Genomic DNA, 13,262 nt, shown 5'->3' on the forward strand with positions numbered 1-13,262 from the left:
ACCGCATACAGTATAACATACGCATTATGATGTCAGCTCTATATTTATCAGTTATCTACAATTTAAAACAATTTAAACATAAAAAAACTTACACCATTCATAGATGGCATAAGTTTTACAAGATCGACACTTGCTTTACTTGACTATTAGTAAAATGAAAAATTTCATCTTTTAAACGTTGTAAAACACTCAAACTTCCCGTAGTTAATATTAAAGGGTCAGAAAGTGGAAACTCATCCTTAGTTGTATGCATGTTATAAAACGTTAAGCTAGCACTGACTTCCGCACCGGTCTCTAAAGCTGAAGACAATACGGTCACACGTTTACCTAAAACATCTTCTATAACAGGTTGAATAATCGGGTAATGTGTACAACCTAAAATCAATGCATCTATACTAGAATCATTCTTTATATTAACCAAACTCTCATGAACAACTTGCTTAGCCTCTGGCCCTGAAATCCTTCCAGACTCTATTAGTGGAACGAACCGTGGACAAGCAACTCCAACTGTCTGTATGTTCGGGTTAATTTGCTTTAATGCATATTCATATGCTTGACTCGAGATTGTATTTTCTGTTCCGATGATCCCTACATGCTCAGTTTCTGTTGATTTAATAGCTGCTCTTGCTCCTGGTTCGATGACACCAACAACAGGAATCGATAAGTATTGTTTTAATTCTTCTAAAACAATTGCTGTTGCAGTGTTACAGGCAACTACAAGCAGTTTAATATCAAAAGTTAATAAGTATTCAACGATCTCCCACGTGTATTGCCTAACTTCATCGGCTTTTTTCGAGCCATATGGACACCTTAACGTATCACCTAAATAAACAAACTCCTCTTTCGGAAGCTGTCTTTTAAGTTCATATAAAACTGTTAAACCGCCTATTCCTGAATCAATTACACCTATTGGTCTTTCCAATGTTTAGGACTCCTTCTTGCTGTCTTTTTCTTGAGCTTCTTCATGCCCCTTCATTTCATTATAAAGTTGTGTCATAGAACTACGTAGTTTCTCAACTTCTTCTGATGAGTATGTTTTTAACACTTCTTGTAAATACTCTTGGCGTTTTTCAATAACTTCATCAATGATCTCTTTACCTTTATCTAATAAATGTATTCGAACAACTCGACGATCTTTTGGGTCTCTTACACGTTCAATTAATTCATTTTTCTCCATTCGATCCACTAAATCTGTCGTTGTACTAAATGCTAAGTACATTTTCTTAGATAACTCACCGATTGTTAAATCACCAGAATCTAATAGCCACTGAAGTGCTATAAATTGAGGTGGTGTAATTGGGTAATGATTAAGTATTTCACGACCTCTTTGCTTCACCATGTGTGATATGTAGCGTACATCTTTTTCTAACTCTGCAATCACTTTTAAATCAATTGTCGAATGCAATGGTTTGCCCCCTTAATTAAACGTACCTTTTATATTATTTTCACTTTTTTGCTCGAAAAATGCAAGTCAACGTCGTTTTTATATATTATAACAAATTTAATAAAAGACCGGCTACGTTAATAGCCGGCCAATTTAAAGTTCGATTTCACCGAGCCGTATTAACTCAACAACAGCTTGTGAACGCCCCTTTACTTGTAATTTTTGAATTGTGTTCGATATGTGATTCCTCACTGTTTTTTCAGAAATAAATAACTCCTCAGCTATTTCTTTTGTCGTCTTATCTTGAACGAGCAATTCAAAAACTTCTCTCTCTCTCTTCGTTAATATATTGCTAGGTCGATACTTTTTGCTGTCCAAGCGGTAACCCCTCCTCCATTTAAGAAGTGAGCTACTTCTTTCATGAGGATTTTAATTAGTCACCATAGTTTATGACAGTGGACGTTTCTATGTTCGCGATATGTGTCATTGTTTTATTGATTAATCGTTTTTTTACTGTTTAAGCTCTCTATTTGCTCTTCATTGAAAGGTTCTGCCTTTCCTGTAGAGGAATCAATTTGGACAATTCTTCCTCTTCCAACTAAACAAATTTCACCTTGGCTATTTTTCCCCATATAGTGAATATCAATTGAGCTATTACCAATGTTATTAGTTTTAACGTACATTTGTATTTGTTCACCAAAATAAATTTGTTTTAAATAATCGCATTGCAAGTCACTCACAACTGGTACTTTATTTACCCCTGGCTTTAAGTCTCCGAACAGGTTAATTTCTTTCATATATGCAATTCTTGCCTCTTCAAAGTATATAAATGGCGATACATTATTAACGTGACCAAACATGTCAGTCTCTGAAAAACGAATATTAATCGGTATGTAAAAACAAAATTCATTGATCCACTCGTTCATGTCTTCAATATAGTTAGGTGTTTTCATGCTAGATCACTCCTGTTAACTTAAATTTACGAATAATCAGACTAAAATTAACCTTAAAAAAGGCTGACTTTTGTCAGCCTTTTTTGCTTTTTTTAATGTTGATAGTCACTACCGAAGAAGCTCTTAAATGAATGTAAAGTTGCTTCACGGTTTAATGCTGCGATTGAAGTTGTTAAAGGAATACCTTTTGGACAAGCTTGTACACAGTTTTGTGAGTTACCACAGTTTTGTAAACCACCATCATCTAATAATGCATCCATACGTTCTGCCTTATGATAAGCACCTGTTGGATGAGAATTAAATAGGCGCACTTGTGATAATGCTGCCGGTCCAATAAAGTCAGAGTTGCTATTCACATTTGGACAAGCTTCTAAACAAACACCACAAGTCATACATTTTGATAATTCATAAGCCCATTGACGTTTACTTTCAGGCATACGTGGACCTTCTCCAAGATCATAAGTACCATCGATTGGAACCCATGCTTTAACCTTTTTAAGAGAGTCGAACATACGACTACGGTCTACTGCTAAGTCACGCATAACTGGGAAAGTTTTCATTGGTTCTAAACGTACCGGTTGCTCTAATTGGTCAATTAATGCTGTACAAGATTGCATCGCTTTTCCATTGATTACCATTGAACAAGCGCCGCAAACTTCTTCTAGACACCCCATATCCCAATAAACTGGAGTTGTTTGCTCCCCTTTTGCATTTACTGGGTTACGACGGATTTCCATCAGAGCAGAGATTACGTTCATATTTTTACGATATGGAATCTCAAATTCCTCTTCGTACGGTAGAGCTTCAGGTTCATCCTGACGCTGAACGATCATTCTAATTGTTTTGTGATCTTCCGCCATACTCTTTACCCCCTCTATGCTTATTTAGTCTTAGAATAGTCACGCTTACGTGGTTCAATTAATGACGTATCGACATCAACATATTCGAAGTCTGGACCATTCTTTTCAGCATTGAAAGTCGCTTTTGTCGTCTTTAACCATTCTTCATCGTTACGATCTGGGAATTCAGGCTTATAGTGAGCTCCACGACTTTCATTACGATTATAAGCACCTTGTGTAATCACTCGTGCTAATTGTAACATGCTATCTAACTGACGTACGAACATTGCCGTTTGGTTACTCCACCTTGAAGTATCATTAACGTTAATGTCTTTCGCACGTTCCATTAGTTCTTGAATCTTTTCATCAGTCTTTAATAAACTCTCATTTTCACGAACAACTGTGACGTTATCAGTCATCCATTCACCTAGTTCACGGTGAATTTGATAAGCGTTCTCTTTACCAGTTGTCATATTTAAAATGCTTTCGAATTTCTCTTCTTCTTCTTTCTTCTTCGCTTCAAATAACTCTGAAGATTGATCTTCAGCTAACTCCTCTAAGCCATCAATATATTTAACTGCGTTTGGTCCTGCAACCATACCGCCATAAATACAAGATAGTAGAGAGTTTGCACCTAATCGGTTTCCACCATGGATTGTGTAATCACACTCACCTGCAGCGAAAATACCAGGAATATTTGTCATTTGATCATAGTCTACCCATAAACCACCCATTGAGTAGTGTACTGCTGGGAAGATTTTCATAGGAACTTTACGTGGGTCTTCACCAACAAACTTCTCATAAATCTCGATAATTCCACCTAATTTAACGTCTAACTCTTCTGGATCTTTGTGAGATAAGTCTAGGTAAACCATGTTTTCACCATTGATACCTAGCTTTTGGTTTACACACACATCGAAAATCTCACGAGTTGCGATATCACGAGGTACTAAGTTACCGTATGCTGGGTACTTTTCCTCTAAGAAATACCACGGTTTACCGTCTTTATAAGTCCAAACACGGCCACCTTCACCACGAGCAGACTCTGACATTAATCGTAATTTATCGTCGCCAGGAATCGCTGTTGGGTGAATTTGAATAAACTCACCATTTGCGTATACTGCTCCTTGACGATATAGATTTGATGCAGCAGAACCTGTGTTAATAACAGAGTTTGTTGATTTACCGAAGATAATACCAGGACCACCTGTTGCGATAATCGATGCGTCCGCTTTAAACACTCTCACTTCATGTGATTGAATGTCTTGTGCAACGACACCACGTGATACACCGTCATCGTCAATGACAGCCTGTAAAAAGTCCCAACCTTCATATTTTGTAACAAGTCCATTTGCTTCATGACGACGAACTTGTTCGTCTAATGCATATAATAGCTGTTGTCCTGTTGTTGCTCCTGCGAATGCAGTACGGTGATGTTGTGTACCACCAAAACGACGGAAGTCTAACAGCCCCTCTGGTGTACGGTTAAACATAACTCCCATACGATCAAGCATATGAATAATGCTTGGTGCTGCTTCACACATATCTCTTACTGGTGGTTGGTTTGCTAAGAAGTCACCACCATATACCGTATCATCAAAGTGTTCCCAAGGTGAGTCACCTTCACCTTTCGTATTAACGGCACCGTTAATACCACCTTGTGCACATACAGAGTGGGAGCGTTTTACAGGAACAAGTGAAATTAAATCAACGTGTACGCCTGCTTCAGCAGCTTTAATAGTAGCCATTAAACCAGCTAAGCCACCGCCTACTACCACGATATTTTTATTACTCATAATGAAGTTTCACTCCCTTTTAACCAATTACTAAATTGTTAGTACATTTTAAATTAATAAGCGAAAGCGATTAATGATGCAATACCCATATAGGTGAAGATAATGAAGATCCCTAGCGTTGCGTACGTTAAGATCTTTTGTGATCTTGGTGTCACTGTAATACCCCAAGTTACAAAGAAAGACCATAGTCCGTTAGCAAAGTGGAATACTGCTGCAACGACACCTACAATGTAGAACCAGAACATAAATGTCGATTCTAAAATAGTAGCCATCATGTCAAAGTTAACTTCTGTTCCATAAATCGCATGTGCTAGACGTGTTTCCCAAACGTGCCATACAATAAAGATTAACGTAATAATTCCTGTTGCTCTTTGCAACATGAACATCCAATTTCGGAAAAATCCATAACGTCTTAAATTGTTCTTAGCAGTGAATGCAATATATACACCATAAACTGCGTGGAATAGTAATGGTATATAAATTAGAGCAAATTCAAGGAAAACTCTTAAAGGTAAATTTTCCATAAAGTGAGCAGCATTGTTAAACGCTTCTGGACTATATGTAGCAAAGTGGTTAACTACTAAGTGCTGCATTAAGAATAAACCGATCGGAAAAACACCTAATAATGAATGTAGCCTGCGATTAAAGAACTCACGGTTTTCCGCCATGTGTTACCCCCCTCATTTGATGTTAAAATAGTTCATAAATAAGATTTACATAACTGAATGCAAAAATTAGTATACATGACATGTTTATTGTACTTCTAACGCGTAAAAGCGTCAAGAAAGTTATGACTGAATTTGGCACTATTTGTTACCAAAAACCGTAGCCCTGTTATTAATCTTTACGAGAATCATTAGAATTATTATAAAAGTACTGTGTGATAGTCTCTGCTACATTTTGAGGAATTCCTAATTTCGTTATATCCTCTAATTTTGCACTTTTTATTTCCTCAACTGAACCAAAGTGTTGGATCAACAATTGTCGTCGCTTAGGTCCAATCCCTTCAATATCATCTAAAGCTGATTGTACAGCTCCTTTACCTCTAAGCTCTCTGTGGAAAGTAATTGCGAATCGATGGACTTCATCTTGAATGCGATGGATTAAATAAAACGGCTGACTATTACGTTTCATTTGAACTGGTTCAGGTGGATCGCCATACAGAAGCTCACTCGTTTTATGTTTTTCATTTTTAGCTAAGCCGCATAACGGAATGTCTAAGCCGAGCTCATTTTCCAGGACATCCTTTGCTGCTGACATTTGACCTTTAGCACCATCCACTAATATTAAATCTGGTAAAGGAAGGCCTTCTTTCAGTACTCGCTTATACCTTCTTCTAATGACTTCGCGCATCATTTCATAATCATCTGGCTGATCGACAGTTTTTATTTTATATTTTCGATATTGATTTTTCTTCGGTTTACCATCGATAAACACAACTAATGCAGATACAGGGTGAGCCCCTTGTATGTTCGAATTATCGAAAGCTTCTATCCGATGGGGGATTTCAATATTTAGCTTTTCACCTAATTCTTCAACAGCCTTGATTGTTCTTTCTTCATCTTTTTCAATTAAAGAAAACTTTTCTTTTAAGGCAATTTGGGCATTTTCATGAGCTAAGTCGACTAACTTTTTCTTCTGACCACGATACGGTGTTTTTACTTTCACATCAAGATATTGTTGGATCAAGTCATGGTCAATTCCAAGTGGTACATTAACTTCTTTGGGTTTAATATGGTTTGAGTGAGTGTAAAAGCTAGCAATATAGCTAATAAACGCTTCAGACGGTTCATTATAAAAAGGAAAGATTGATACATCGCGTTCGATTAACTTCCCTTGTCTAACGAAGAACACTTGAACACACATCCACCCTTTATCATAAGAGTATCCAAATATATCACGGTCTGTTAAGTCATGAAGGTCCATTGTTTGTTTTTCCATAACCGCTTCAATATGCTCTATTAAATCACGGTACTCTTTTGCCTTTTCAAAATCTAATGACTCAGATGCGTTCACCATTTTTTCTTGAACTTCTTGCTTAATTTCTTTGTGACCACCATTTAAAAACTTTGAAATGTTTTGGACTAATTCTTCATTGGTTTCCTTACTTACGAAGTGTTCACAAGGACCTAAGCATTGGTTGATATGATAATAGAGACAAACTCGTTTCGGCATGACATTACATTTACGTAACGGATAAAGTCGATCAAGTAACTTCTTCGTTTCACGTGCTGCATTGACGTTCGTGTATGGTCCAAAATATTTTGCCTGATCCTTTTTAACTTTACGAGTGACAATTAAGCGTGGATGTCGTTCATTCGTTATTTTCAAAAATGGATAACTTTTATCATCTTTTAACATGACGTTATATTTTGGGTCATATTTTTTTATTAAGTTCATTTCTAAAATCAATGCTTCCATCTCTGAACCTGTCACAATATACTCGAAGTCAACAATTTCATTAACGAGACGTTGTGTCTTTAAATCATTAGCACTTGTAAAATACGATCGCACTCGATTTTTTAACACTTTAGATTTACCAACATAAATGACTTCATCTTTTTTACTCTTCATTAAATAACAGCCTGGTTTATCAGGTAAAATGGCTAACTTCTCTTGGATACGTTCATTCATTACACTCACCCCCCTTTATATTTCAATTAACTGAAATAAAGAGCTAACTCACTAATGAGTCAGCCCTTTAAAAAGAAAAAACTTATGCGTTTTTAGTTACTAATTCAGCTAGAGCGTCTTTAGGTTGGAAACCATGTGCTTGATCCACCTGTTCGCCATCTTTAAATAGAATTAACGTTGGAATACTCATTACACCAAATTTTTGTGCTGTTTCTTGGTTCTCATCAACGTCTACTTTTACAATTTTAACTTTATCGCTCATATCTGCATCTAGTTCTTCTAAAACAGGAGTAATCATTTTACATGGACCACACCAAGGTGCCCAAAAATCTACTAAAACTAATCCTTCAGATGTTTCTTCGTTAAAATTCTGATCTGTTGCGTTTACAATTGCCATTTGTAATTCCTCCTATACTTTCTAATTCAAACATAGTATAGCACGTTGCTCTTAATCCATGCCAATACTTTGTTTGTAAACTACAAATAAGTTAAAGAACAGGCTCTTCAACGTCTAACACGATGAAGAGCCTATATTTCTTTTATACTTTTAATGCTTTAATTTCTTCAGTTAGCTTAGGAATAACATCGAATAAATCGCCTACTATTCCGTAATCTGCTACATTGAAAATGTTCGCTTCAGGGTCTTTGTTAATTGCTACGATTACTTTTGAATTCGACATACCAGCTAAGTGTTGGATCGCACCAGAAATACCGACTGCAATGTAAAGGTCAGGTGTTACAACTTTACCAGTTTGACCAATTTGTAGTGAGTAGTCACAGTAACCAGCGTCACATGCACCACGTGATGCACCAACTGCTGCACCTAATTCATCGGCAAGCTGATAAAGTGGTTGGAAACCTTCTTCACTTTTAACACCACGACCACCTGCAACGATAATGTTCGCTTCTGATAAATCAACACCTTCAGAAGTTTTACGAATTACTTCTTGAATGACTGTTCGAATGTCTTTAATATCAACATCTAATGAACTCACTTCACCAGAACGATTTGTATCTTTTTCAAGTGGTGCAATGTTGTTAGGTCGAATCGTTACAAACGTAAGGCCATCTGCTAACTTCTTCTTTTCGAATGCTTTACCAGAATAGATTGGACGAACAAATTCAGCATCATCTCCACTACCTTCAATTCCAGTGATGTCTGATACTAAACCATTATCTAACTTACTCGCTAAACGAGGCGATAAGTCTTTACCTGCTGAAGTGTGTCCCATCACAATTCCGTCTGGTTCTTCTTCATTAATAACTGCCATAGCTGCTTGAGTAAATGCATCTGAAGTATACTCTTTTAAATCTGCATGTTCTACGACTAATGCTCGATCAGCACCGTGATGAATCATTTCATCTGCCAATGCTTCAGTGTTTTGGTCTGATAAAACAACCCCTACAACTTGTGCATCTCCATCTATTTGTTTTGCTGCTGAAATTGTTTCAAATGATACGTTTCTTAACTCTCCGTCACGTGCTTCTGCAAATGCTAAAATTGTGCTCATAACTTTATAATCTCCTTTCTACACCTGTTAAATTAAAGTACTTTCGCTTCTGTACGTAGTAGTGAAACAAGCTCTTTCACTTGATCGTCTGTTTCGCCTTCTAACACTTTACCTGCTTCTTTTTCAGGTGGAAGGAATACGTCAGTCGTTTCCGTCTTAGCTTCTACATCACCTTCATCTAAATCTAAATCATCTAATTCTAACTCTTCTAATGGCTTCTTCTTTGCCTTCATAATTCCAGGTAATGAAGGGTAGCGTGGTTCGTTTAACCCTTGCTGACAAGTAACGAGTAATGGTAATGACGTTTGAACTTTTTCTACGTCACCTTCAACATCTTTTTCGATATTTACTTGCTGACCATCAATTGTAATACCCGTAATTGTTGTCACATAAGGAATGTCTAACTGATCAGCAACTCTTGGTCCAACTTGGCCACTTGCTTGGTCAATTGCTACGTTACCAGCTAGAATAAGATCGACTTCTTGATCTTTTAAGTATGTTGCTAGAATAGTGGATGTTGTATATTGATCACCATCTTCAACATCATCTTCAATATTAATTAGAGTCGCTTTATCAGCACCCATTGCTAGAGCCGTGCGAAGCTGTTGTTCTGAGTCTTCATCACCTACTGTAACAACTGTCACTTCACCACCGTGCTCATCACGAATGTTAATTGCCTCTTCAACTGCGTACTCATCATATGGGTTAATGATGAATTCAGCACCATCTTGTTCAATAGCGCCTCCGCTAACTTGAATTTTTTCTTCTGTATCGAAAGTTTTTTTCATTAGAACGTAAATGTTCATTGGATTACCTCCTTATATCTATTGATCCTTAAAGTTTGGTTGACGCTTTTCAATAAAGGCTTGCACGCCTTCTTTTGCGTCTTCATTACCAAACACTTCACCAAATTGTTCTGCTTCTGCATTAACACCTTCTAAAAACTGCGAAGTCTGTGCATAAGGTAATAGGCTCATAATCGCATGAATTGAAGGTCCACTTTTAGCAACAAATTTGTTTGCTAGTGACAGTGTTTTTTCCTCTAACTCTGATTCATCTACAGCATGATTCACTAAGCCTAGTCTTTCAGCTTCAACACCTGAAATTGGATCTCCTGATAAGATCATTTCATAAGCTTTCGGAATACCAACATAACGTGGCAATCTTTGTGAACCAGCAAACCCAGGGATAATTCCTAAGTTCAACTCTGGTAAACCTAACTTAGTATCTTTTGTTGCAATTCTTACGTGACAAGCCATTGCTAGCTCTAATCCACCGCCTAAAGCTGCTCCATGAATTGAAGCAATTACAGGGATGTGAAAGCGCTCAATTCGATCAAATAGCTGTTGACCTTTTTGCGCTAAGTTTTTGTAATCATCTTGTTGTTGGAATGAGGTAAACTCTTTAATATCAGCTCCTGCTGAGAAAAACTTCCCCTCACCTCTTAAGATTATGAGCTTAATAGATTTGTCCGCCTCTACTTCATCTAAAACTTTACTTAAATCTTTAAGAATTCCAGAAGATAAAGCGTTTGCAGGAGGACTTTGAATTAATACGTTAGCTATTTGGCCTTGTTTCTCCCATGATAGATGGTCCATGACGCCATCCCCCTTCTAATTATGTTTACGTAATCCGTTATAAATTAAATAGTGAACTTCCTTAGCCTGTTCTACTAAGTTGTACCGCTGCTCTTTCATAACCCAGTTCGTTACAACTTCATCTAAAGTTCCGAAAAGCACCTGTCTAACTAATTTCACGTTTAATTGGTCTTGGAAAGTCCCATCTTTCATACCTTCGTGTAAGATGTCATCCATTAACGTTAAATATCCTTTTAACACTTCATTAATCTTCAACCTTAAACGTTTGTTAGACTGCCTTAACTCCAGCTGGGTTACAATTGCTAAGCTTGGATCATCTGATAATTGTTGAAAATGCATTTCGATAAGCTTGTACAACTTTTGATCAGCTGCATCAATTTGCTCAATCTCATCTTTAATTTTTGAAACAAATTGCCCCATCTTCTCTTCAAAAAGTGAGACTAATATATCTTCTTTGTTTTTGAAATAAAGATAAATCGTCCCATCAGCAACTCCAGCTTTTTTCGCAATTTTTGATACTTGAGAATGGTGGTATCCATTTTCAGCGATCACTTCAACAGCAGCATCTAGTATTAACTTGTATTTTGGCTTTGATTTGTTTTCCATAAATTAAGTCTCCTGTAATTCTAATGAATGACCAAACACTCGGGTGAATGAATGGTCATTCATTTATCATAATATAAAGAAAAGTGGAAAGTGTCAACTATTTATATTAATCTGTCTGATTACTTTGTAATTTTTCTTTTTCTTCATCGACTAACTTCCTTCTTAAAATCTTTCCTACCGCAGTTTTTGGTAACTCATCTCTAAATTCATATAATTTTGGTACTTTAAAGGCTGCTAAGTTTTCTCTACAGAATTGATCTAATTCTTCTTCTGTTAATTCGACATCTTCTTTAAGGACGATATAAGCTTTGACTGTTTCTCCTCGATATGGATCAGGTATACCTGCTACGACAGCTTCTTGGATCCCTTCGTGTTCGTAAAGCACTTCCTCAACTTCACGTGGATATATGTTAAAGCCACCAGCGATAATCATGTCTTTTTTACGATCAACGATATAAAAGTAGCCATCTTCATCCATGTAACCCATATCGCCTGTGAAGAACCAACCGTCTTTAAGTGATTGCTCTGTTTCGTCAGGTTTATTCCAATAACCTTTCATCACTTGTGGTCCTTTGACTATAATCTCTCCTACTTCACCAACAGGCTGCTCTTCATTTGTATCGGCATTAAATATTTTAGAATCAGTATCTGGCCAAGGTACTCCAATCGTTCCTGCACGTCTATTTTCCCAAACAAAATTAGCATGTGTTACAGGTGATGTTTCTGTTAATCCATAACCTTCAACTAAACGTCCACCAGTCACTTTCTCAAATTGTTCTTGAACCTCGACTGGCAATGGTGCTGATCCACTAATACAAGCTTCGATTGAAGACAGATCATATTTAGATAACTTCGGATGGTTTAATAAACCAATATAAATAGTGGGTGCACCTGGAAACAGCGTCGGACGCTCTTTATGAATAGCTTTTAACACATTATCTACGTCAAACTTCGGAATAAGAACCATCTTTTGTGCCATCATGACAGATAAAATCATGACTGTTGTCATACCGTAAACATGGAAAAACGGTAATATACCAAGCACTGTTTCTTTTCCATACTCTGTTTTATACAACCATTTTTGACACATTTGCGTGTTAGACACTAAATTACCGTGCGTTAACATGACACCTTTAGGATATCCTGTCGTTCCACCCGTATACTGAAGTAAAGCTAAATCTTCTTGTGGATCAATATCATGTTCTTCGTACTCTACAGTCGCATCGTCCATAATATTAGTCCAAACATGAGTATTGCCACCATGCTCTGGTTTTACGACAATGCCGTATTCTCTTTTTTGTAAAATTGGTTGTACGACATTTTTCGGAAACGGTAAGTAATCTTTAATTCTAGTTGTAACCACATGTTCTAAATTCGTCTCTTCTCTGATAGCGTTTACACGCGGAAGTAAAATATCTAGACAAACAATAACTTTAGCTCCAGAGTCTTTCATTTGATATTCTAATTCACGCTCTGTATAAAGTGGATTCGTTTGTACGACAACCGCTCCAGCTAGTAACGCACCATAGTAAGACATCACAGCTTGTGGTGTGTTCGGTAACATAATGGCTACACGATCACCTTTTTCTACACCTAGACTTTGTAGATAGTTTGCTACTTTTCTAGCCGAATCAAATAATTCTTGAAATGTTAAGTCTTTCCCTAAAAAATTGATTGCTGTTTTGTCTGGATAATTTTCCGTACTTTCGACTAGATAGCTTTGTAACGTCCTGTTGTCATAATCAATCGTTTGTGGGACTTCTTCTGGGTAATGCTTTAACCAAGGTTTCATTACTTCAACCCCCATGAAATGACATCCTCCTTTAAAACTATATTTATAAATATTATAAACACAAAAATTATCAAATTTAAAACATTATTTAAAATTATCTGAACTTAAAGTGGTTATTTTTGCTCAGAAAGTATGTCTCAAACCTTATT

At 36.7% G+C, this 13,262-nt stretch carries 14 protein-coding genes; all 14 read right to left on the reverse strand.

Annotated elements, in window-relative coordinates:
* Nucleotides 1-115 precede the first annotated feature (115 nt).
* Entirely contained in the window at nt 116-922 is an 807-nt protein-coding gene (racE, locus tag J2R98_RS04950) for a glutamate racemase (protein ID WP_307066659.1), read from the reverse strand.
* A 3-nt stretch (nt 923-925) separates the two neighbouring features.
* A complete protein-coding gene (locus J2R98_RS04955) occupies nt 926-1,405 on the reverse strand; it encodes a MarR family winged helix-turn-helix transcriptional regulator (RefSeq protein ID WP_307066661.1) in 480 nt (159 codons plus the stop codon).
* Between the two features lie 132 nt (nt 1,406-1,537).
* Entirely contained in the window at nt 1,538-1,762 is a 225-nt protein-coding gene (locus J2R98_RS04960; protein ID WP_017186316.1) for a helix-turn-helix domain-containing protein, read from the reverse strand.
* Nucleotides 1,763-1,875: 113 nt separating this feature from the next.
* Complete coding sequence (locus tag J2R98_RS04965; protein WP_307066664.1) at nt 1,876-2,337, reverse strand: acyl-CoA thioesterase; 462 nt, start codon at nt 2,335-2,337, stop codon at nt 1,876-1,878.
* A gap of 92 nt (nt 2,338-2,429) precedes the next feature.
* Nucleotides 2,430-3,197 carry a succinate dehydrogenase iron-sulfur subunit gene (gene sdhB / locus J2R98_RS04970; protein WP_307066666.1) on the reverse strand — a complete coding sequence of 256 codons (768 nt, stop codon included), beginning with the start codon at nt 3,195-3,197 and terminating at the stop codon, nt 2,430-2,432.
* A 20-nt stretch (nt 3,198-3,217) separates the two neighbouring features.
* Nucleotides 3,218-4,972 carry a succinate dehydrogenase flavoprotein subunit gene (gene sdhA, locus J2R98_RS04975; RefSeq protein ID WP_307066667.1) on the reverse strand — a complete coding sequence of 585 codons (1,755 nt, stop codon included), beginning with the start codon at nt 4,970-4,972 and terminating at the stop codon, nt 3,218-3,220.
* Between the two features lie 53 nt (nt 4,973-5,025).
* Entirely contained in the window at nt 5,026-5,640 is a 615-nt protein-coding gene (locus J2R98_RS04980; RefSeq protein WP_307066669.1) for a succinate dehydrogenase cytochrome b558 subunit, read from the reverse strand.
* Nucleotides 5,641-5,809: 169 nt separating this feature from the next.
* Nucleotides 5,810-7,606 (reverse strand): excinuclease ABC subunit UvrC, encoded by a 1,797-nt coding sequence (gene uvrC, locus J2R98_RS04985; protein ID WP_307066671.1) that lies wholly within the window; start codon nt 7,604-7,606, stop codon nt 5,810-5,812.
* Nucleotides 7,607-7,688: 82 nt separating this feature from the next.
* Nucleotides 7,689-8,003, reverse strand: a complete 315-nt coding sequence (gene trxA, locus J2R98_RS04990) for a thioredoxin (protein ID WP_307066673.1) — start codon at nt 8,001-8,003, stop codon at nt 7,689-7,691.
* Between the two features lie 142 nt (nt 8,004-8,145).
* On the reverse strand, nt 8,146-9,117 hold the full coding sequence (locus tag J2R98_RS04995) for an electron transfer flavoprotein subunit alpha/FixB family protein (protein WP_307066675.1): 972 nt from the start codon (nt 9,115-9,117) through the stop codon (nt 8,146-8,148).
* A 32-nt stretch (nt 9,118-9,149) separates the two neighbouring features.
* Nucleotides 9,150-9,923 carry an electron transfer flavoprotein subunit beta/FixA family protein gene (locus J2R98_RS05000; protein ID WP_307066677.1) on the reverse strand — a complete coding sequence of 258 codons (774 nt, stop codon included), beginning with the start codon at nt 9,921-9,923 and terminating at the stop codon, nt 9,150-9,152.
* An 18-nt stretch (nt 9,924-9,941) separates the two neighbouring features.
* Nucleotides 9,942-10,715 carry an enoyl-CoA hydratase gene (locus tag J2R98_RS05005; RefSeq protein ID WP_307066679.1) on the reverse strand — a complete coding sequence of 258 codons (774 nt, stop codon included), beginning with the start codon at nt 10,713-10,715 and terminating at the stop codon, nt 9,942-9,944.
* Nucleotides 10,716-10,730: 15 nt separating this feature from the next.
* Nucleotides 10,731-11,321, reverse strand: coding sequence for a fatty acid metabolism transcriptional regulator FadR (gene fadR, locus J2R98_RS05010; protein ID WP_307066681.1), 591 nt, complete (start codon nt 11,319-11,321; stop codon nt 10,731-10,733).
* Between the two features lie 106 nt (nt 11,322-11,427).
* Complete coding sequence (locus J2R98_RS05015; protein ID WP_307066684.1) at nt 11,428-13,128, reverse strand: long-chain-fatty-acid--CoA ligase; 1,701 nt, start codon at nt 13,126-13,128, stop codon at nt 11,428-11,430.
* Nucleotides 13,129-13,262: the final 134 nt, after the last annotated feature.

Source organism: Alkalibacillus filiformis (genome assembly GCF_030814115.1).
GTDB lineage: Bacteria > Bacillota > Bacilli > Bacillales > Alkalibacillaceae > Alkalibacillus > Alkalibacillus filiformis.